Here is a 21,342-nt window from a genome sequence, read left to right as displayed (position 1 = left end):
ATTTGTTGGCGGAGTGGACGGGACTCGAACCCGCGACCCCCGGCGTGACAGGCCGGTATTCTAACCAACTGAACTACCACTCCGCGCTAAGCCTTTCGGGGTTAACCCCTGAAGACGGAGCGCATATTAAGAAACCCATTTATCGCCGTCAAACAGTTTTTTATGGGTTTCTTACCGTTCAGCCACTTTTCAACCAACAAGCTGTAAAAGCAGCCAAAACTGACACTATTTTTGCTCGGTAAGGTTGTTGGCCTGGGCAAATGCACTAAAGTCGACTTGATCTGCGGTCAACTCCGGCTCTAGCACTTGTTGCAAGGTCGGTTTGACGGCAGGTCGACGGCGCCACCACCACTGCCCCGCCAGCACCGCCACAATCAACAACAGCGCAGCCGCAACGCTTACCGTCAACACCGACATGACTCGATCTCGAGCTTGCTGTTCTTTGACGGCCGCAGCAGCCAACGTTTGTTGCCGCAACTGCTCTGCCGAGGGAGGCGGTGGTGGCGGCGGAGTTCGGTGGAAATCCAATTTCGGAAGCGTCAGATAAAACTCACGACCGGCGACGGTGGTACCAACGACGCTGCCCGTAAGCTGATAGCTGCCGTACCCTGCGGCATCGGTCAATGGCAGGGCAAATTGCAACCGACTTGGCGTCAGTTCTAGGTTGAAACGGCGCTGCTCTGGGGTTAACAACTGCAAACTCAGATGCAGTTCCTGCAACAATAGATTGTCATCGCTGTCGATATGCAACATCGAGGTCTCGCCAAGTTCACCGCTAACGCTCAATCGTAGCGGTTGTGGCAACAACTCAATTTGCTGCTGCACTTTACGCGAGAACACTGGGTTCGCCACCGTGACTTGCGCAGTGTACAGCCCTGCGGGGAAATCAAAATCCAATTCTGCGGCAAACACGCCATCGTCAGGGCGCTCGTCCAACCCTTCGCCGCTGTCTTGATAATCACCGATCTGAAAAGTGCCAGAGCCGAAGTTTTCATCGCCACTGCGGTTTTCACTGGCCAAAGCCACTCGCCAGCGCAGTTGTTGGTAAAAGTCGCGCATAGCGATTCGCTGACCATCGCCGACGATCTCAGCGCTAAGCTTCAGCCGCTGGCCACGAAAAATCTGCTCGGGAAACGGTTGGTGCTGCAAGCTCAAGCCACTGAGCACCCGAACCTGCGAGCTGGGCTCGATGGTACCAACCACCTGCCAAGGTCCGGCGGTTGGTGCGTCGATACGGATCATGTCGCTGTTGTCGGTAAAGTTCCACTTCACCGATTCGGGATGGCGGTGGGCGTACCACTTACTGCCATCCGGACGCACCAACACCACCGGTTTGGTGCCGTCTTTGCGCTGAATCAATAAGGTGACCGACGCAACTGAGCGATCAAGCCGAAAACGATTGTCCAGCAGCGGAATGGTTTGCGTTGAAGAGGACGTTGGCGGCGAGCTTGGCACTTGCGCCAGCGCGCCGCCGCTCACCATTAGCAGTAAAACTACAGTCGCCGCTTTAGCGAGACCAAATTGCATTCGAGACCAGCTCCATCCGAGATTGGTGGTTTACCAATTCTTCGGCTGAAGCGACGATCACTTTAGGTCTTGGTTGATCTTTCGCTACTCGGGTAAAACCGCCAGCGGCACCGCTGCTGTCAGAAGAAAACTCCAGCTTGGTTTGCCCACCAGTCATAAACAGGTAGACGTCTGCCAGGATCTCGGAGTCAAGCAAAGCGCCGTGCAGGGTACGATGGCTGTTATCGATGCCATAGAAACGACACAAGGCATCCAAGTTGAGGTTACCTTGGATCTCGCCGCGGTTTTTCTTCTCCCGCGCCAACTGCAAGGTATCGATCACCCCACAATGCTGTTCAATCGGGCCATGACGCCCCAGCATCTCAAACTCGTAGTTGATAAAGCCGATATCGAAGTTAGCGTTGTGAGCGATCAGTTCGCCGCCGCGAATGAACTCAAAGAAATCGTCGGCCACTTCGGCAAAGCTGGGCTTGTCCGCCAAAAACTCATCGCTGATGCCGTGAACCTGAAACGCCTCCTCATCCACTTTACGATCTGGCTTGATGTAAACGTGGAAGGTGCGCCCGGTCAGCTTGCGATTAACCATCTCGATACAGCCGATCTCGACCAGTTTGTGGCCGAGATAATGGGGGCCGGCGCCCTCGTTCAAACCGGTGGTTTCGGTATCGAAAATAATCTGACGACTGTAAGTGGACTGCTCTGTCATGGGACTCTCTTGGCGATAGCAACGCAAACGTTAGCCAGCAATATTACCCTGTTTTAAGGTGGCTCGAAAACTGCTGTCTATGATGGTATACAAGCGACGATGGCGCTCAATTAAAGGCTTTGCGCCGCTTCTTTGGCCAGTTCATCACAGCGCTCATTAAGCGGATGGCCCGAGTGGCCTTTGACCCAATGCCATTGCACTTGATGCTTTTGGTTGACCGCATCCAAACGTTGCCACAACTCTAAGTTTTTAACTGGCTGCTTACTGGCGGTTTTCCAGCCGTTGCGCTTCCAACCGGCCATCCAACTGCTGATGCCATCAATGACGTACTTGCTGTCGGTATGCAAATCGACTTTGCACGGCTCCGTCAACGTTTCCAGACCGATGATCGCCGCCATCAGTTCCATCTGATTGTTGGTGGTGTCCTTGTAGCCCTTGCTGAGCTCCTTTTTGTGTTTGCCATACAGCATCACCACGCCATAACCGCCAACGTTGTTCTCTTTGCCGTTACCTAGGCAACTGCCGTCGGTGTAGATGGTTACCTGTTTCATTGTTTTCCCAAAGTCGCCGATTATTGTGTGCGTGCAAGCTTACCAGTTGTTGTTGACGACATAGAGGGTGGAATCGCACTGAACGCAACGACTGCTGCAATACAGCTCAACCCGATTTATCTTTGCGCTGTACCTTGCCCTCTTGATAACCCGCTAAGTCGGCGATTGGATTAAGCACTAACGGCCTTGGTAGCCGCCACTTTTGCCGGATCGGGGTTAGCGGACTGTCCATCTTGCGGGCGACAATCAGATAAACGCTGCCAAAGTTGGGTAACCATTGTTCAAAGCAGTGGCGGATTGCACCGAATCGTTCCGGACTGCCCAAAAAGCTGTGCTGGGTTAGCCACTGTTTGCTGATAACGCTGTAGCCTAACACCCCGAGCCAATCCTCTACCCGCATGGAGCTAAACAAACGGCCATTCCACGGTGGCCGCTGGCGCTGCTGTGGCAACAACTGCCCCAACAGCAGCGGACTAAAGCCGTCGAAACCGAGCAACAGCAGATGCCCGCCGGAGATAATCACTCGGTCGATTTCTCGCAGTAGACGGTGCGGATCTTGGCGAAATTCCAACGTAAAGGAGGCGACGCAAACGTCGATGCTGGCTTGGCGAAATGGCAGCGCATCCAGTTGTGCGCGAACCCCACCAGCCTGCGGATCGAGTGAAATTTGATGGGTAATTGGTGAAGCACTGCTGGGCAGTTCGGCCGCCAAACTGCCCAGTTTTAGCAGATGGTAGCCAAACAGCTTGGGCCACCACTCATCTAAGCTGGCTGCCACTTGCTGCTGCAGCCAGTCGCCATTTGGCAGTTGCTGCCAGTGGCTTAACGGCGTTAACGGCCTAGAAGTAAAAGCGGGTCGCATCGCACTGTCCTCTCATGCTTTGCTGCCGGTTAGCTTAGTCCTAAGGGATAAGTTACCCTAGCGCAAACTTGGTAACTACCCCTGCATTAGCAATGTCGATCGCAATTACCCCGATTCCCGCGTTTAATGATAACTACATCTGGTGCTTACACGATCAGCATCACGCTTGGGTGGTGGATCCTGGCTGTGCCGCCAGCACCGAACGCTTTTTGCAACAGCAGCGGCTCAACCTAAGTGGGATCTTGATAACCCATCACCACCACGACCATACCGGTGGCATCGCCGAGTTGGTTAAGCGCTACCCTGACTGCCTGGTGGTCGGGCCGCACTCCGATAAGATTGCCACCATCACCCATCCGGTGGTGGACAACCAAGTAATTACCCTGGCTAACTTAGCGGTATCCTTAACGGTACTGACACTGCCGGGGCACACCTTAGATCATATCGGTTTTTATAACGACGACTGGCTATTTTGCGGCGATACCCTGTTCAGCGGCGGCTGTGGCCGTTTGTTTGAAGGCTCGCCAGCGCAGCTGCATCAATCGTTGCAACGGCTTGCCGCTCTGCCTGGACACACTCTGGTCTATTGCACTCACGAGTACACCTGTGCAAACTTAACATTCGCAACAATGGTGGAACCGACCAATTCGGAGCTGATGGAATATCAGCAGTGGTGTCTAACCGAGCGGCAACAAGCGCGGCCAACCCTGCCTTCCACCATCGCCAGGGAACGGGCGATTAACCCCTTCCTCCGCTGTGATCAAACGTCGGTGCGTAGCAGCATCGAAAAGCAAGCACAAGTGGATTTAAGCGACAGCGTGAGCTACTTCGCAGCGTTACGGCGCTGGAAAGACATCGCCTAATAGATCGCTACAATGCTGGCCAATTAATCACGGGACCGAATCTTGATTCGGTCTTTTTATGTGACAAGGTTTTCTAATCCATGCAAATTCGTTATTCGGCGCTCGTCTGTGCGCTGCTGCTCTCTGGCTGTCAATCGTTGACTAGCCCAGAGCCAAGCCAAACTGCGGCGGTTGAACCGCCAGTGGCTATCGAACCGCAACCGCAGCTAGCTGAGCCGACTCCTGTCGAGCCGGCTCCGGTGGTGATCACCGATGTCTGGGAACGGATCCGTGGACAGATGGCGATGACCATTCCGGACAACAAGCGGGTTAATCACTTTAAGCAGTGGTACATCAACAACCCCAAGCACTTGGAGATCGTATCCCAACGTGCAGAACCGTTTATGTACCTGATTGTTGAAGAGATTGAGCGTCGTGGCCTGCCGATTGAGTTAGCCTTGCTGCCGATTGTCGAAAGCTCATTTGACGTATTTGCCTACTCCGCTGGCGCCGCGGCCGGGATCTGGCAGTTTACCTCGCCGATGGGTAAGCACTTTGGCCTGCAGCAAAACTGGTGGTACGACGGCCGCCGCGATGTCCAAGCCTCGACCGTCGCGGCGATGGATATGATGGAATATCTGCACGATAAGATTGGTGGCGATTGGAACTATGCTCTCGCCGCCTATAACACCGGTGAAGGTCGGGTGTTCCGCGCCATCAAACGCAACAAACAACGCGGTAAATCCACCGACTACTTTGCCTTGGATTTGCCAACCGAAACCGAACGCTATGTGCCGCAACTGCTGGCCCTGGCGGATGTAGTAAAAAATGCCGAAAAATACGGCCTTAAGCTGAATCCGATCGCCAACCAGCCACGATTAAAGTCGGTTGATGTTGGTTCACAGATTGACCTGTCGCTGGCGGCGGATCTGGCGGATATGACCATCGCCGAACTGCACAAGCTCAACCCTGGCTACAACCGCTGGGCAACCGCACCGGATGGCCCGCATACCTTGCTGCTGCCGATCGATAAGGTGGCTGCCTTTGAACTGGCGCTGGCCGATACCGATCAAACCGAGCGAGTAAATTGGGTACGCTACACCATTAAATCCGGTGACAACTTGGGCGCCATCGCCAACAAGTACCACACCAAGGTGGCCATTCTGCAATCGGTTAACCGCATCAAAGGCTCGATGATCCGCGCCGGACAGACGTTGTTGATCCCAGTTGCCGCCAAAGATCCAGAAGATTACCAGTTCAGCGTCGATCAGCGTTTGGCTCGGACGCAATCAACCAAGCGCGCCAGCTTTAAACTGAATCACGTGGTTAAATCTGGCGATTCACTGTGGACGATTGCCCGTGCCAACAAGGTAACGGTAAAACAGTTGGCCGCTTGGAACGGTATGGCGCCATCGGATCCTCTTCGTGCCGGCAAGCAGCTGACGGTGTGGGTTAACAAGATCAGCGAAACCCAGCAAAAATCGTCGGTGATGCGCAAAGTCCAATACACCGTTCGCAGCGGCGACTCTCTGGCCCGCATTGGCCAAAAGTTCCAAGTGACCGTGGCGGATTTGCTGCGCTGGAACCGACTTGATGGCAATAAGTACCTGCAACCAGGACAGAAGCTGCAGCTCTACATCGACGTAACCCGCGTGGAAGCCTAATAAGTCTTAGCTCGTCAAATCCAAAACCAAGGCCGCGATAATCATCGCGGCCTTGTTGTATTAGGGCGTGTTGACCTTTGCTGTATATTTTTGCGCCCATTGTTGGCTACTTTTGACAGCAAATTGATCTTGGTTGGTAAACTTTACTTTCCGCTGCTCACTGAGGGGCTCCCTTCAGGGTCGGACTAGCAGCTGTCACTCTTCGTCATACGATTTCGACGTAGAGCCATATGCCTTCAATCGCAATCCTTGATTGACAGCCGCTATCCTCGACCAAATTCTGAACACCAAACGTCAACACGCCCTAGCGAAATAGCACTTTTTCTTGCGATACCCAGTAGATGCAAAATGCCAACATCGCCGCAGCGGTAACCAGATTGGTTAGCGCAATCGGCACCAATAAAAGGTAATCGATGGTCCCTTTTAGCAACTCTTTACTGGCGACCATCACGTTGATCACCGGCGTCCACAGATAGCCACCCTGCAGTTCAACCCCTGGCATGATTGCCACGATCGCAGGGATCGCCGCAATAAACTGCACGGGGCCAACGTAACTTTGCCCCTCTTTGTAACTGCGGGCATAGATTGACGCCGCTAACATCAACGCCGCGAGAATCATTGAAATCGGCAACAACATCAGCAGCAACAGGGTCAGATCCAGCCATCCAATCGCGGTGATCGCCGCCAGCAATTTATCAATCGCCAACATCTGTCCTGCCACCGTTAACCACACCAATCCGCTAATTACCGTCAGCAGCGCCACCGCAATACTGGCGCTGGTAATTACGGTAGATTTGGCCAAGATAATGGTGCTGCGCTTTTGCGGCGCTAACAGCAGCGTTTCTAAAGTGCCGCGCTCTTTTTCCCCGGCACCCAGATCCAGCGCCGGGATCATCGCGCCTAACAGGGCTAAAAAGATCAGCATGTAAGGCAACATGCCACCCGCTTTAGCGCCGATATCCTCGCGTTCGGCGGCGATCCCGACTCGCTCTAATGCTACCGGCTCTAATAGGCCAGCCAGTTGCTGATCCGACAAGCCGAGGGTTTGCTGATGTTGTTGCTGCCAAGCGGCAATTAACGGTTCGAGCGCGGCTTCAATTCGGCCAAACTGGCCAAAATCTTCAGTCTGGTTGTAGTGTAATTGCCATGAAAAGGACTGCATCGAAGTGGGCGCAAACTCGGTTGGGATCTGCAACACAAAATCCAATTGGTCGGCATTAATTGCTTCTTGCACAGATCGCTGCTGCAGCCCCGCTTGCTGCCAGACGATGCCATCGCTGCCATCCAAGCTACTGGCTACCGTCTGTTGCCACTGCTCCGGTGCAATGATGGCAAAGCGCAACGCTTGTTGGTGTTTCTCGGTAACCGTTTGTGCGCCAAACCACAACGCCCCAGCAATCAATAGCGGCAAAATCACCGTTGGGAACAGCACCACAAACCAAAAACTTTTGTTATCTCTGCGCAGTTCACGCAGCTCTTTAATAACAATCGTGGCAAACATCAGTTGCCCTCCTGCAATGCGCTTTGATGATCATCCATAAACCGAGTTCGAAGCTGCTGCGGATCACGACTGCCGCAGTAATCCTCAAGCGCACCACTAAACAGCGCGCGGCCTTGGTCAATCACGCACAGTTGATCGCACAGCATGCTGATCTCATCAAGATGGTGACTGGAAAAGATCACCGGCAAACCACGCTGTTGTTGCTCGCGAATAAACTGCAGCACAATCTCAGTGGACATGATATCGAGGCCGGTGGTGGGTTCATCCAATATCATCACCTTGGGTTGATGTACCATCGCTCTGGCGATATTAGCGCGCTGCTTCATGCCGGAGGACAGCACGTCGATGCGTCGATGACGGAAGGATTCCATCTGCAGTTGTTGGCACAAGTGGTCAATCTGCACCTCAATTTGCGCCGGTGCTACCTTATAAAGTGCGGCGAAATAACGCAGATTTTCTTCAACGGTAAAACGAGGATAAAGATTGGTGGAGGCCGACAGAAAACCGATATCAGCCCGAGCCTGACCGCCATTTTGGTGCAGATCAACGCCGTCAATCAGCACTGTGCCCTGATCTGGGGTAAGCACCCCACTTAACATCCGTAAAGTGGTGGTTTTACCGGCACCATTGGGACCAATCAGCCCCAACACTTGACCCGACTGACAAGCCAAACTGACCCCTTCAACCGAGTAGAAAAACCGCCCCCGCTGGCGTGGATCTTTATGTTTATCGGCATCGCCGCGCTTGGGATCCGCTAATTTAAAGCGCTTATGCAACTGCGCTACTTCAATCATCACACTGTCCCTGTTGTTCATTGAAGTTCAACAACTTACCATAATTTAAAAGCATCGAAGGATCGCATGATGACAACAACTCACACGCCATGGCAGGCAATATTGGCAATGGCAACAGCTCCGAGCACGGTATTTACCGCCTTAAAGCAGCAACAGCACTGGTCATGGTTGGCATTTTTGTTGGTGATTATCGCCACTATAGTGGCACCGGCACTCTATTTTCAGTTAGTTGATTGGCCGTGGTATCTGCAACATTACGTGCTGGGGCAACTGGCTGGTCTCGCTCCGGCCGAACAACAAGCGGCACTGGAACTGATGACTCGTTCTGGCATGCAGCTATCGACGCCGCTGTTTGCGACAATCAGCTTATTGGTTATCAACGCCTTAACCGCGCTCTATCTGCATAAAATGACCCAGTTGGATGACGACAACATCCAGAGCTTTGGCGATTGGTTTGGTTTTGGTTGGTGGACTCTACTGCCCCAGGTTGTCGGTGCCGTTATCGCCATCGCGGTGATCTTAGTCAGCGGCCAACAGTTGGATCCCGCCGCGGCGTTAACCCCGCTGTCACTGGCAAATCTAGCCGGGTTAACCAGTGATTCCCCCTGGTATAACTTCGGCTCCAGTCTGTCGCTATTGACCCTTTGGACTATTGCGCTGCAATACCTCGGTGTTCGCGCATGGACGGCACTTTCCAGCGGGATCAGCGTAGTGATTGTGACCATTCCCTATCTGGTGATCTTTGGGATCTGGGCACTGCTGGTGTAAAAAGGCGCTGCCCAAACGCGAAGGTTCTGGGCAGCGCCTTATTAGGGCGTGTTGACCTTTGCTGTATATTTTTACGCCCTTTGTTGGTATTTTTGAAAGCCAATTGATCTTGCTTGGTTATTTTTGCTGTTCTGCTCTCATTGAGGGGCGCCTTGGCAGGGTCGGACTAGCGGCTGTCACTCTTCGTCATACGATTTCGACGTAGAGCCATGATTTTGATTTCAGAAGGGAGGGCCTTCAATCGCAATCCTCGATTGACAGCCGCTATCCTCGACCAAATTCTGAACACCAAACGTCAACACGCCCTAGTTAGGAGCTTACTGCAACTCGATTGTCACCGGCCGGATCCGCACGGCGTCTTGTTCCAACGCATTTAGCTGGGCGCTAAGTTGGTAACGGCCTGTTGCCAAGCCTTGCAAACTGCTGCTCGCGACCATCACCGTCACCTTTCGCTCGGCCAGTGGCGCTAGGGTCATTTGGCTCAGCATCTGGGTGAACATCATATCCTGCGAGTAGCGCCATTTAACCTGCGCACCTTGGGTTAAGATAAAGTCCGCCAGCATCCCCGAGCGAATGGTGTAGTTCAGCGTTTTATCCGTCTGGTTAGTGAGCACCAAGGTTACCTTGGCCCCGTCACTGCGTTGCCAGCGGGACTCGGTATGAAGTTCACCTATCATGGCGGTCACCATTGGTTTCTGAACCGGCGCGATAGGCGCCGGATTACTGCCGACAATATTGGTTACCGGGGTGGTCACCTTAGCCGCCGCCGGTGAATCAAGTGCGTTACTGTCGCTGCTGCAGCCAGTTAGCGCTAGACCCAGCGTCAGCGCCATCAATTTAAATCGCGTAAACACGTCTCCTCCCGTCATTGGTTAGCCGCCGAACAGCTTATCCATCAGCTTATCTTTAACTTTGTCCTGTAGCTTTTGTTTCTCTTGATCCAAGAACTGTCGTTGCAGCTGCTTAAGATCCAAAGCGATTTTAGGGTCAGCGGCGCTACCACTGATGGCAATTGGAATTGGCAAGTCTCTTAGCTGACTTAGATCCGCCCCGCCCTGCCCCTCAAGACTACCAACCAGCGCCACAATCATATTGACCCCGAGTTGTTGATCCAGCAACCCTACGCTGCCATCACCATCGACTCGAAGTAGCGGTGATGCCAAATCAAAGTTCGGTAACTCCAAGTTACCGTCTTTGATTCGCAGGCTCATCGCCAAGCTGGCAAAGTCGGTTTTCTCGGCATCGCTATTGTTGGCAACCGTTTTGCCCTGCAACTTGGCTGATGCATCACGGATGGCTTTGGCGATATTGATGCCGTGTAAGGCACCATCAGCCAACTGTAACTGGCCGTCGGCGCGCAATCCTTTCACCAAGGCATCGCCAGCCAATCCTCGGCCTTGGCCAGTCAGCGACAGTGTGCCAATGCCCTCAAGCAGATCCAGATCGGCGACACTGTGCAATAACGATTTTATTTGTAAGCCCTTAATGGTTTGCTTGAACTGATAGCTGGCTGGCACTTGGCGGCCATCCAACTCCGCGGTCAAGCTAAAGGCACCGTCAAAGCCGTTGGCATCAAGCTGCTCTAGCCGCAGCACGCCATCTTGCAGCTTCACTTTGGTCGCAATCGCTTCAATCAACAGGTCATTAACTTGCAGTGCCTGCAACGACAATTGCAGATCGGCGTTGATCGCTTTCAAGCCACGCAAGTCCGGCTCGATAGCAACTACAGTCGGTTGCTCGCTTGCCGATTCAGAAGCAGCGGGTTGCTGCGCTGTCGGTGCCGGCTTCGGCGCTTCGGTTGACGCCGACTCTGGCTGCGGCGGCATAAATGGGGTTAAGTCCAAACGGCTGCCATTACCACTGAAAGTAAGCTTTGGCACGCTGCTGGCAAACGCCAGTTGGCCACTGCCTTCAAACAGAAAATCTGCCATATCGATGCGCAAGGTCGGCAGCGCTAACTGTTGCTGCACCAAATCGAGATCCGCTTGCAGTGCCAGTTTAAGGTCAACTGGCTGTGGCGTTGCCCCGACAACGTGCAGTTGCTGCTGCCAGTTATCGATCTGAATCTTGGTGAAGTCCTTGGCCAGAACCAGCATCGCTGAAGCCTCAGTGCGAAGTTGTAATTGGCCATCATCAAGCGCTACCGCCAGCGCCAATGGTGCCGCACGGCCAGGCTCTAAGTCAGTTAGCGTCAATTCGGTGATCTGCAACTGCTGCACCGCATCAGCAGCGCGGTTATCGTTGACCACCTCAAGATCGCGCAGCACTAATTGGTCTAGGCGCCAGGATGGCGCGCTGCTAGGAGCCGTTTCCGGTTGCGGTGAGTTACTGTCTGCCGGCGCCGTACCACTGCCGTTGTTACCTAAGCCAGTGGTGCTACTGCGCCCGTCCGCCAAGGTTACATTGGTTAATTGAACCCCTTCGACCAGCAGCGATTCGACTTGCACTTCGCCGCGCAGCAGTGCCATTAGCTTGACCCCAAGTGAGGCACTGTCCAGCACGAGCATTGGCGGTAGGGATTCGCCTGGGATGTTACTTAAAGCGACCCCCTGAAGTTCCAGCCCCAAGGTCGGATAAAACGACAAACCGATATCGCCATCAATGGTTAACTGACGACCACTGGCCTGCTCGACTTTCGCGGCGATGGTCGGCTTAAACTGGTTAAGATCGAGCAGCAAAGTTACGTAAGCGATCCCTGCGACAACCAAAAGCAGCAGCGAAAGCAGTAGCCACTTGAGCACTTTCATTGTGGTAACTCCTGTTGTGCCAGCGGCAATGGCTCGGCACTGATAATGACGCCGTTGGCATCAGCATAGAGATAATGTTCAGGATGCACCTGAACTCCTTCAATTTCGACGATAACCTGCTGCTCTCCCAAGCCCAACTTGGCGGTTTTCATCGGCACGGCACCAAGCGCTTTAATACCTAACGGCATTGTTGCTATCGCGTTGACATCACGGATGTAGCCAAATACCACCACCCCATTCCAACCATTAGCCACCGCCAGCGCAGCCAACTGATCACCAAGAAGAGCACGGCGGCTTAAGCCACCACCATCAATTAACAATATCTTGCCATCACCAGGCTGCGACAAAATTTGCCGAACCAAACTGTTATCTTCAGGACAGCGGACGGTATGCAACTGTCCGCCAAACTGAGTAATCGCCCCAAAATCCGAAAATATCGGTGGTAGTAGCGTAACTTGGTGTGGATAGCGGTCGCACAGTTCGGGCAACAGATCGTCCATGTATAGTCCCTTATCAATGTCAATAATGTTCAATTATCTTGTTGAATCTCATATTAAATCTAAGGCAATTACCGACACAATCCAAACACCGCAAAGTAGCGATATTCTGATCTACAGTTATCAAGCCCACGTAAAATGCCCATGGAATAGGGAGTAATTCATGAGTTCAAACAAACCGATAGTAGGCGTAAGTGCCTGTGTCGTAGGCCAGCAAGTGCGCTTTGATACAGGTCACAAGCGCTCGTTCTTCGTTGACCAGCAGTTACGTGAGTTAGTCGACTTCAAGCCAGTGTGCCCGGAGATGGGATCGGGCATGCCGACGCCGCGCCCGACCATCCGGCTGCGCTGGGTTGGTGAACAGATCCGCTTGATGGACGACAAAAACCACATCGACCACACCGACAGCATGAATCGCTTCAATGAGCAGATCTTACCCAGCTTGAGTCATTTGTCTGGCTTTGTGGTGTGTGCTAAGTCGCCCAGTTGTGGCATGGAACGAGTCAAGGTCGTGCAGGAAGACGGCAAAGGCGCCGAGCGCAATGGTCGCGGCCTGTTCACTCAGGCGCTGATGGAACGCTACCCACTGCTGCCGGTGGAGGAAGATGGCCGTTTGAATGATCTTAACCTACGAGAAAACTTTGTGTTGCGGGTGATGGTGTATCACGAAGCGCAAACGCTTATCGCCGAACCCACCCAGCACGGGTTGCTGGCGTTTCACCGCAAACACAAGCTGTTGCTGCTCGCCCACAACGAACCATTGTACCGGCAACTGGGGCCGCTGGTTGGCAGCGAATTTGACGGCACCATTGAGCAGAAAGTTGATACTTACCTTAAAGGCATGATGAAGGCGCTAGCCAAACCGGCGACCCGCCGCGGCCACACCAATGTGCTACAGCACATTCAGGGCTATTTTAAGAAGGATATCGATGCGGGCGAAAAGCAGCATCTGCAAGACACCATCTTGGCCTATCGCGCAGGGCGGTTACCACTGATGGCACCGCTGGCGGTAGTCGAGCACATTTTAGCGCGCTACCCAAAGCCCTATATTGAACAGCAATCCTACCTGCACCCAACCCCGGAACAACTGGCTCTGCGGTGTAACCTATGAAGCAGCTGGTATGGTTTCGAAGCGATCTCAGAGTTGCTGACAACCCGGCACTACTGACCGCATGTGAAAGCGGCCAACCGGTGGCGGCGGTGTTCATTGCCACCCCAACGCAGTGGCTCCAACACAGCGTCGGTGACAATAAAATTAGTTTCGTCGCCGCCCACTTGGAGGCACTGCAGCAGCAACTGAACAACATCAATGTGCCACTGCATCGGCTTTGCTGCCCAAGTTTTACCGAAGTGCCGCAACTGCTGGCCGACTTCTGCCAACGGCAACAGGTAGCCACGGTACTTTGCAACGACGAGCCCGGCGTCAACGAAGCCAGTCGCGATGAAGCAGTAAAACAGCAACTGCAGCATCAACAGGTCGGCTGGCAGCGGTTTAGCGAACAAAACCTGCTGGACTACCACGCCATCTTCAATGGCAGTGGCGCACCCTATCGGGTGTTCACCCCCTTTATGAAACGTGCGCGGGTTTGGCTTGGGCAAACCGATCCACAGCCGTTACCGCCACCAATTGCAGTACCCCAGCAACTGACGGAAGCGGAAAACCAATGGCTTGCGCCACCAACCTATCAGCAGCAATGGCCAATTGGTGAAGCCGCAGCACAGCGGCAACTGCAACGGTTTTTAACCGAAGCAATCCATCGCTACGACGTCGACCGAGACTTTCCCGCCGTCGATGGCACCTCTGCAATTTCGCCATACCTCGCCGCAGGGGTGCTGTCGCCGCTAACGGTGTATCAGCAGCTGCGCCAAGCGGATGCTCAGCAAGGCAGCAGTAATGGCAGTGAAACTTGGTGCAATGAGCTGATCTGGCGCGAGTTCTACCGCTACCTGCTGCTGCACTTCCCGAAACTGTCAAAATCCCAGGCGATGTACCCTGAGAAACAGATATTTTGGGACAACAATCCTGCCCGGCTGCAGCAGTGGCAGCAAGGCCAAACCGGTTACCCCATGGTGGATGCGGGCATGCGTCAGCTCAATCAAACCGGCTGGATGCACAACCGGCTACGGATGCTCTGTGCCAATTTTTTAGTACGCGATCTGCATATCGACTGGCGTCTGGGTGAAGCGTACTTTGCCAAAAAGTTAGTCGATCACGACTTTGCCAGTAACAACGGTGGATGGCAGTGGGCGGCAGGTTGCGGTGCCGATGCCGCTCCCTACTTCCGCCACTTCAGCCCGCTGCGACAGGCGGAGCGGTTCGATAAAGAGCAAGCCTACCAGCGCCATTACCTGCCGGAATTAAGCGATGGCAGCCTTAGCTACCCCGAACCTATCGTTGACCACGCGAGCCAAACCAAACGGTTCACCGCACAGATAAAAGAGCGAGCCTAATGACCAATAACCCCAACAACATACCGTTGTGGCTGACCGAATTTGGCCAACTATGGCAGCAATTGAACCACGGCAATGTAGCTCTGATCGATCGCCTTTATCATCCACAGATCCGTTTTGAAGATCCCAGCGGCGTGATCCAAGATCGAGATGGCTTTAAACGGCATCTTCACAGTCTTTATCAGAACACCCTTTCGGTGGAATTTTCACTGCTGCAACCGATCATCGCCAGCCACAGCGAAGTCACCCAGCCGTGGCAAATGACCTACCGTCACCCCAAGTTAAAACGCGCCCAGCCTATCATCGTCGACGGTGTGTCACTGCTGCGCGCCGAACAAGGGCTGATCATTAATCACCGTGATTATTTTGATATGGGGCAGATGTTGTATGAACCCTTGCCGTTTGTTGGCGCGTTGATCCGCCGTATCAAGCAACGAGTCACGCCATGAGCAAAGCCCAATGGCTCACCTTAGTGGTGTTCGATTTTGCGTGGTTTGCGGCGATCGTCGGTGGCGGTGAGTGGTTGCTTGCCCAGTGGTTGCTGCTATTGGGCAATTTGGCCTTGATTGGCTTTCAAGGCTGCAAGCAAGCACTGTTGATCGCCGCCGCAGGACTATTGTTAGACGGCTTATTTACCCACTTTGGCTTGTTCATTTTCAATCGACCGTTCACGGTTATTCCACTGTTTTTATTGGTGCTTTGGCTTCACTTTGCATTAATGGTCAGCTTACTGTTAAGTAAATTACCAAAACAGTTTTATAAATTGGCGGCGCTAATGGCACTCATGGGCGCGTGGGGATACATCGCCGCCGCGTTGTTAAATGCCGTGCAGTTACAACCATCGTTGCCAATCGCTGCCATAATTATCGGTGTCGGCTGGGCATTCTGGCTCAGCCCTCTGATCTGGCTGTTATGTCGCCGCATGCAGCCACCGCAGGAGGTAGCATGAATAGTATTGGTCACACACAACTACTGCGCTCTAAGTGGACCGCCACCTCAGCGTTTCACGACGAAACCCACTTTTTGGTGCAACAGGTTCTGCACGATCAGCAAGGCAATCCAGAAAAGGTTGTACTGCAGGGGCTAAATAATCGTCACCTGTTTGATATTCCGATAAACCAGTTAGAAGATTCTGACCGCTGGTTGATTGGATGGCGTTAAATCGGTTTGCCAGTAGCGATTTCTGACATAATATACAGAGCATCATGCCAAATACGTTTAGCAGGGAAGCGTGTATTTAGCCCATGTTCCTTCAAGACATATATTTAATCTATGACCAACCTCGAACTAGAAGATGCGTTTCGTAATGCATTAATCGAAATTGAAAACGAAAAAGAACAAGTCGGCCAATTAACCCAAGCAACCCGTTCACCAAAGCAGATGCGCAGCTATCTGGAACAACTGCAGTGGTCAGATAAGCAACTGATCATGCTGCGAGACACCCTGCAAGAATACATCAGCGAACGGCAAGAAAAGGCGCGCAAAGAAGAACGCATGCAAACTTACCGCGCCAAGTTGATCAACACCGCCCGCGAGCTAAACATGAGCTACGACGAGTTGCTGGCAACCATGAGCGATCTCGACTCACGCAAACGTCGCTAATTCTAAGCGCAGCAACACAAAAGCCACATAAGCAGGTGACACTGCTTATGTGGCTTTGTCGTTTGGGTCCGAATAAGTTGATCCCCATCGGCAACGTTCCCGTAGCAACGCTGGGGCAAATTTTTTACTCACATTTTAGATACGCTTTCTATACTCGGAGCCTGCGATTTACCATCGCGGAGACAATCGGAGCGTACCATGACGACAGCAATTACAAAATCATCATGGCAAGGAGCAGCATTGGCTGCGGCGATGTTTTTTATCGTCAGCTTATCTCCCTCAACAGTGACGGCCGAGGGTAACGAACGACTGCAACCGGTAACGGATCCCCAGATCCAGCAAGCGTTACAGCAAGGTACTAAAATTCGGATCGCTGGCACCGGCTTACATTCACTGCCGGAAACCCCCGGCACCATCGATATTGAACTTAATCCAGGTGAGACCGTTGAGCGAGTGCTGTTGTACTGGCAAGTGTTTGACGACGATGTCGATTACGACACCGAAATTGAGGTCACCGTAGGCGGCACCACCTATCCGGTAATTGGTGAGGTGATCGGCGAATTTGTCGATTTCTACCAAGCGACAAACCCAGTTACCTCGTTTTACGGCGCCTACTCCGCCACAATTCGTGCCGATATCACCAATCTTGGCTTAATCCAACAAGGCAACAACAGCCTAACTATCTCCGGCCTTGAGGAGATTGAACTGCCAATCCCAGGCTTTGGCGACGATGGCAAAAATGGCGCTGGCATCATGCTTATCTACAGCGATGGCAGCGATTCCACTCTGCAACTGTTTGATGGTCATGATGCGGTTTGGTGGCGCACCGACATTCGCACCATCTACGTTGGCCAACCGGTGCGCTTCGAATTTGCCGCTAGCGACAATGATCGCACCGCCGACTTGTCGATGTTTGTTGCCAGCGTCGAGGGCCAACAATCCGGCGAGGAGCGACAATCAGTGGTCGAGATCCGCATCGGTGATAGCGACGTGATCCGTGATATCAATGTACTCACCAGCGCCCAAGGCGACGAATGGGATGATTACCTGCGTCAATTCACCGTGCCAGCCGGTACTGAATTTGTCGAAGTGGTTATCTTGTCCGAAAGCGATCCCTATCAAGATCCCAACAACTCTGACGTGAACCCCGCTTCCTTGGTATGGCTAACAGCAGGTTTATCACTAACCGAGCCAGAACCCGAAGAGTGTGACTGCCGACCAAAACTGCTGACCTTTAAATATGTCGGTGGTAGCTGCGACGCCACCAGTAACGATTTGGGTGGACATCTGAAATGCCGTGGCGATTTGCACTGGGCCGACGGCATCGACATCAAAGCCATTAAAGGCAAAGGACGCCGAGGTCACCTACGGTTAGATAATGATTGGATTGCCAAAGATGGTACATTCACCGTCAGCAGTCGCGGCAAGCAACATGCGCAGTTACCAGAGCGGTTGAAACTGATTTTGCGCGCTGGCCATAAAAAGCAGATGCTGCGACTAAATACTGCTTGCGATACCCCGATGCAGGTTGGCGATCAGTTTGGTCCATTGCTATTGGTGGATATGGAAACGCCGGAGCATTGCGATAAAGACCGTAATCAGTGCCGAAATCGGGGCGGCAAAGAACGCCACAAATGGTTCAAAAAATACTTTTATCGAGGTCATTAAGCTCTGATAACAACGGCGCCCGAAGTTTACTTCGGGCGCCGTTACGTTGGTTGAACAATCAACAACTCATCTTAGTCGCGACCGTAAACGGTCACCCCAGCGGTGGTATTGCGGGAATTACCAAACACATCGATGTGGGTTACGCAGCGGCGAAAAGCGAACTTCTTCCAGCCGGTCTGCTGGCCTTTGCGAAACTGCTTATTGAAATGAAAAACGCGCTTGTCGCCGTTTTCAAAAGTCACTCGAATGCGCTCTAGGCGGATATCCCGCTTGGTTTTCAATTTAATCGCATCAGTCTTACGGCAACCAATCACCGGGATCTGCGCCGCCAAATTACCATGCTCCAGCAAAACGGTACGGCCTAAAGTAAAGTCATCTGCCGCTTGAGCTACGCTTGCCAAAACTAGGGCTGAAGCGGCAACCAGCATTTTAGAAAAAGTGTTCATATGTGATTCCTTGAAACGGGGCGACACTATAGAGTCGCTAGTCACTTCAAACCAGCAGTAGAACCGACAATCATCTATTTATTATCGGTTTTTTCAGCACCAATTCAGAGAAAGTCAGGGCGTAATTCGGCGCCAGTTTAGTGATAACAATAGACCCCAACAGAGTCACAATTTGTTCACCTGAACTGCAACCTTGATCAACATCATGTAACCGCGCTCTACCCAGCATATTCCAATCGACATCACCGCAATTTGCGAGTTAACTCGCCAATAGGTACCCAACTTTATGGCCAGCCGAAACAACAATAATCAGCAATAAAAACCACCAATAGCGGTATTAACTGGTGGCTTAATCCCAATTGCGAAAGTGTTTTCAAGGACGTTAACAATGAACAAGCACTTTGAATTAATCGACAAGCCAACCTTCTTTGGGGCATTGGCACTGTTGATCTCTGTAGTGGTGCCGCTGGCACTATTTCCGGTAGAAGGAGCGCAATGGATTGCCATCGCCAAAACCTTCATGACCGATAAACTGGGGTTTGCTTACCTCGCCCTCGGGGTGGCTGCCTTTTTCTTTATGATCTACATCGTCTTCTCCGACATTGGCCAGATTAAACTGGGCGATCCCGATGAAGCACCGGAATACGCCACAACATCTTGGGCTGCAATGCTTTTTTGCGGTGGTATTGGTGCCAGCATTTTGTATTGGGGCTGTATCGAATGGGCCTACTACTACATGAGCCCCCCATTCCAGTTGGAACCCGGCAGTGAAGAAGCAGTACGCTGGGCAGCCACCTACGGCATCTTCCACTGGGGTCCTGTAGCATGGTCAATCTATCTGATCCCCGCGCTGCCTATTGCCTACTTCTTTTATGTTCGCAAACAACCGGTACTGAAAGTCTCAGCCGCACTAATGCCAGTGATCGGTGAAGCGCGAGCTCATGGCAAGCTTGGCAAGTTTATCGATGTGCTGTTTATTTTCGGTTTACTTGGTGGTGCAGCAACCACCTTGGGTTTAGCCGCACCATTGATTAACGAAGGCATAAGTTACCTGACAGGGATCCCCAGCAGCACTGGCAGCCAGATCGGCGTATTGGCCTTGTGTACCGCCCTGTTTGCCTACTCCTCTTACAAAGGCATGGACGGTGGAATTAAACTGCTATCCAACATCAATTTCTGGGGGGCGCTAGCACTGCTGGCATTCGTACTGGTTACCGGCCCGACCATCTTTATGCTGGAAACAGGGTTAGATTCTATCGGCCGTATGCTGTCTAACTTCTTTGTGATGGCCACCTGGGCTGAACCCTTTGGCGGCATGGGCAACTTTAAAGACACCCACTTCCCGCAGGATTGGACCATCTTCTACTGGGCATGGTGGCTGGTGTTTGCCCCAAGCATGGGTCTATTTGTAGCGCGGATCTCCCGTGGCCGTACCATCAAGCAGATGGTTACCGGATCTATCTTCTTCGGCTCACTCGGATGCGCCCTGTACTTTATGGTGCTCGGTAACTACGGGCTATCGTTACAGCTGTCCGGTCAGCTTGATGTGGTTAGTATTCTGACCAACGAAGGTCCCACAGTGGCAATTTTTGCCATGCTGGAGCAACTGCCATTCAGTTATTTAGTGATCATCGCCTTTACCCTACTGTGCATCATCTTTACCGCAACCACCTTTGATTCCATCTCCTACATCTTGGCATCAGTGGTGCAAAACAACGTTACTGAAGATCCACTGCGTTGGAACCGCCTGTTCTGGGCCTTTACCCTGTCGCTGATGCCTTCGGTGCTAATGTTTATGGGCGGACTAGCCACCTTGCAAACCGCCGCCATTGTTGGTGGTTTGCCACTGCTGGTAATTGCAGTAATGCTGATGATCTCGGGCGTTAAAGCCGCCACCTTGGATTTAACCCACCAAGAGGGCTACGTCGAGCCAATCATCAATATTGAAGATCTGCCAGAAGTCGATCCATGGAGCCGCGAAGGCAGCGCCATGGCCCGCTTTGAAGAGCTGCGTGACGCCGCAGTTGAAGCCGCAGATGCCGAGCGTGACGCCCTAAATGCCATCTGGGCGCTGAAGAAGCGCATTCGCAAAGAAGCTCTCGCCCGAGGTGAATCTGGTTTCGAACTGGGGGATGCACCGGATGAACTGTTGAATGAACTGCGCCAATTAACCGAGGCAGCAACGACCGCCAAAGAGAACAAACTGGCCGCATCGCAGCAGGCTCAAGCGGCACGAGTTGAATTTAACGATCTGATGCGAGAAAAAGCGTTAGCTGAACAACAGCAGCAACAAGCGCCAGCATAACCTTAACCATGCTAAACCAAGCCAGCCCTCGGGCTGGCTTTTTCATTGGCGGTAATTTGATGTGGCAGATCTAATGACAAGGCATGCATCAGGCTGAAGGTGGAAAATCAAAGACACCGCTCCGGCATCACAGATTGTTAAGCTATTTAAGCACCTAAAATCCCCAAGGACGGGGTGAATGCTGAATGTTGTCTGGAACAACATCAGCCCAACTGAACTGCCACTCTGCACTTCGTGTTTTATGCCAAACTTGAAATCGCACAAATACAAAAAAGCCCCCGTCTTTCGACTGGGCTTCGTTATCGATGGCGAAGTAGACGACCATACCCACGAGCGGAACCCGCGTCCCCAGCGTGACAGGCCGCTAAGCTCTTAATAAAGAGTCTAACCAACTGAACTACCACTCCGCTT

General features: G+C 52.6%; 21 protein-coding genes and 1 tRNA gene. 11 read left to right on the top strand and 11 right to left on the bottom strand.

The genetic code is table 11. From position 1 onward, the window contains the following. Positions 1-6: 6 nt before the first annotated feature. The 5 genes from G506_RS0117730 to G506_RS20135 all read right to left on the bottom strand — a co-directional run bounded on the left by G506_RS0117730 (position 7) and on the right by G506_RS20135 (position 3,646). Positions 7-83, bottom strand: a tRNA-Asp gene (locus G506_RS0117730). Positions 84-225: 142 nt separating this feature from the next. Beyond that, entirely contained in the window at positions 226-1,527 is a 1,302-nt protein-coding gene (locus G506_RS20140) for a TIGR03503 family protein (protein WP_051202248.1), read from the bottom strand. Then, positions 1,508-2,233 (bottom strand): DNA polymerase III subunit epsilon, encoded by a 726-nt coding sequence (dnaQ, locus tag G506_RS0117720; protein ID WP_028118039.1) that lies wholly within the window; start codon positions 2,231-2,233, stop codon positions 1,508-1,510. The genes G506_RS20140 and dnaQ overlap by 20 nt, the downstream gene beginning before the upstream one ends. A 110-nt stretch (positions 2,234-2,343) precedes the next feature. After that, entirely contained in the window at positions 2,344-2,784 is a 441-nt protein-coding gene (gene rnhA, locus G506_RS0117715; protein WP_028118038.1) for a ribonuclease HI, read from the bottom strand. Between the two features lie 106 nt (positions 2,785-2,890). After that, on the bottom strand, positions 2,891-3,646 hold the full coding sequence (locus G506_RS20135; protein ID WP_051202247.1) for a methyltransferase domain-containing protein: 756 nt from the start codon (positions 3,644-3,646) through the stop codon (positions 2,891-2,893). 92 nt (positions 3,647-3,738) lie between these two features. On the opposite strand from G506_RS20135, the gene gloB reads away from it, so the two are divergent. Then, positions 3,739-4,509, top strand: coding sequence for a hydroxyacylglutathione hydrolase (gene gloB / locus G506_RS0117705; protein ID WP_028118037.1), 771 nt, complete (start codon positions 3,739-3,741; stop codon positions 4,507-4,509). 80 nt (positions 4,510-4,589) lie between these two features. Further along, positions 4,590-6,152, top strand: a complete 1,563-nt coding sequence (locus G506_RS0117700; protein WP_035387503.1) for a lytic transglycosylase — start codon at positions 4,590-4,592, stop codon at positions 6,150-6,152. Between the two features lie 304 nt (positions 6,153-6,456). Here the strand turns inward: G506_RS0117700 and G506_RS0117695 are convergent, their stop codons facing one another. Together G506_RS0117695 and G506_RS0117690 are read right to left on the bottom strand one after the other, a co-directional pair. Further along, entirely contained in the window at positions 6,457-7,653 is a 1,197-nt protein-coding gene (locus G506_RS0117695; RefSeq protein ID WP_035387502.1) for an ABC transporter permease subunit, read from the bottom strand. Further along, complete coding sequence (locus G506_RS0117690) at positions 7,653-8,468, bottom strand: ABC transporter ATP-binding protein (RefSeq protein ID WP_240473456.1); 816 nt, start codon at positions 8,466-8,468, stop codon at positions 7,653-7,655. The genes G506_RS0117695 and G506_RS0117690 overlap by 1 nt, the downstream gene beginning before the upstream one ends. A gap of 48 nt (positions 8,469-8,516) precedes the next feature. Here G506_RS0117690 and G506_RS0117685 point away from each other — a divergent pair, with 48 nt between their 5' ends. After that, a complete protein-coding gene (locus tag G506_RS0117685; protein ID WP_169628128.1) occupies positions 8,517-9,215 on the top strand; it encodes a YIP1 family protein in 699 nt (232 codons plus the stop codon). A 317-nt stretch (positions 9,216-9,532) separates the two neighbouring features. Here the strand turns inward: G506_RS0117685 and G506_RS0117680 are convergent, their stop codons facing one another. The 3 genes from G506_RS0117680 to G506_RS0117670 are packed head-to-tail and all read right to left on the bottom strand — an operon-like array spanning position 9,533 to position 12,462. Next, on the bottom strand, positions 9,533-10,069 hold the full coding sequence (locus G506_RS0117680; RefSeq protein WP_169628127.1) for a BsuPI-related putative proteinase inhibitor: 537 nt from the start codon (positions 10,067-10,069) through the stop codon (positions 9,533-9,535). Between the two features lie 18 nt (positions 10,070-10,087). After that, positions 10,088-11,962: an AsmA family protein gene (locus tag G506_RS0117675; protein ID WP_028118031.1), complete on the bottom strand. Its 1,875-nt coding sequence runs from the start codon at positions 11,960-11,962 to the stop codon at positions 10,088-10,090. Next, positions 11,959-12,462: a putative 4-hydroxy-4-methyl-2-oxoglutarate aldolase gene (locus tag G506_RS0117670; protein ID WP_028118030.1), complete on the bottom strand. Its 504-nt coding sequence runs from the start codon at positions 12,460-12,462 to the stop codon at positions 11,959-11,961. The genes G506_RS0117675 and G506_RS0117670 overlap by 4 nt, the downstream gene beginning before the upstream one ends. A gap of 160 nt (positions 12,463-12,622) precedes the next feature. On the opposite strand from G506_RS0117670, the gene G506_RS0117665 reads away from it, so the two are divergent. The 7 genes from G506_RS0117665 to G506_RS0117630 all read left to right on the top strand — a co-directional run bounded on the left by G506_RS0117665 (position 12,623) and on the right by G506_RS0117630 (position 18,180). Then, positions 12,623-13,570, top strand: coding sequence for a YbgA family protein (locus tag G506_RS0117665; protein ID WP_028118029.1), 948 nt, complete (start codon positions 12,623-12,625; stop codon positions 13,568-13,570). Continuing rightward, positions 13,567-14,910, top strand: a complete 1,344-nt coding sequence (locus G506_RS20130; RefSeq protein WP_051202246.1) for a cryptochrome/photolyase family protein — start codon at positions 13,567-13,569, stop codon at positions 14,908-14,910. Before G506_RS0117665 ends, G506_RS20130 begins: the two co-directional genes overlap by 4 nt. Continuing rightward, the gene (locus G506_RS0117655) at positions 14,910-15,359 is read left to right on the top strand and encodes a nuclear transport factor 2 family protein (protein WP_051202245.1); all 450 of its coding nucleotides are present in this window, start codon (positions 14,910-14,912) and stop codon (positions 15,357-15,359) included. The genes G506_RS20130 and G506_RS0117655 overlap by 1 nt, the downstream gene beginning before the upstream one ends. Next, positions 15,356-15,859, top strand: a complete 504-nt coding sequence (locus G506_RS0117650; RefSeq protein ID WP_028118027.1) for a DUF2878 family protein — start codon at positions 15,356-15,358, stop codon at positions 15,857-15,859. The genes G506_RS0117655 and G506_RS0117650 overlap by 4 nt, the downstream gene beginning before the upstream one ends. Next, complete coding sequence (locus tag G506_RS0117645) at positions 15,856-16,071, top strand: TIGR02450 family Trp-rich protein (protein WP_028118026.1); 216 nt, start codon at positions 15,856-15,858, stop codon at positions 16,069-16,071. Before G506_RS0117650 ends, G506_RS0117645 begins: the two co-directional genes overlap by 4 nt. Before the next feature lie 111 nt (positions 16,072-16,182). Next, the gene (locus G506_RS0117640) at positions 16,183-16,512 is read left to right on the top strand and encodes a hypothetical protein (protein ID WP_028118025.1); all 330 of its coding nucleotides are present in this window, start codon (positions 16,183-16,185) and stop codon (positions 16,510-16,512) included. A gap of 198 nt (positions 16,513-16,710) precedes the next feature. Then, entirely contained in the window at positions 16,711-18,180 is a 1,470-nt protein-coding gene (locus G506_RS0117630; protein WP_156904944.1) for a DUF7467 domain-containing protein, read from the top strand. A gap of 71 nt (positions 18,181-18,251) precedes the next feature. On the opposite strand, the gene G506_RS0117625 is transcribed toward G506_RS0117630, so the two are convergent. Continuing rightward, the gene (locus G506_RS0117625) at positions 18,252-18,626 is read right to left on the bottom strand and encodes a DUF2541 family protein (RefSeq protein ID WP_028118022.1); all 375 of its coding nucleotides are present in this window, start codon (positions 18,624-18,626) and stop codon (positions 18,252-18,254) included. 388 nt (positions 18,627-19,014) lie between these two features. Between G506_RS0117625 and G506_RS0117615 the strand changes: the two genes are divergently transcribed. After that, the gene (locus tag G506_RS0117615; protein WP_028118021.1) at positions 19,015-20,931 is read left to right on the top strand and encodes a BCCT family transporter; all 1,917 of its coding nucleotides are present in this window, start codon (positions 19,015-19,017) and stop codon (positions 20,929-20,931) included. Positions 20,932-21,342 lie beyond the last annotated feature (411 nt).

The sequence above is a fragment of the Ferrimonas senticii DSM 18821 genome (assembly GCF_000422665.1).
GTDB classification, from domain to species: domain Bacteria; phylum Pseudomonadota; class Gammaproteobacteria; order Enterobacterales; family Shewanellaceae; genus Ferrimonas; species Ferrimonas senticii.
The sequence above is the reverse complement of the archived record's forward strand: the minus strand, read 5'-3'. Positions and strand labels throughout refer to the sequence as shown.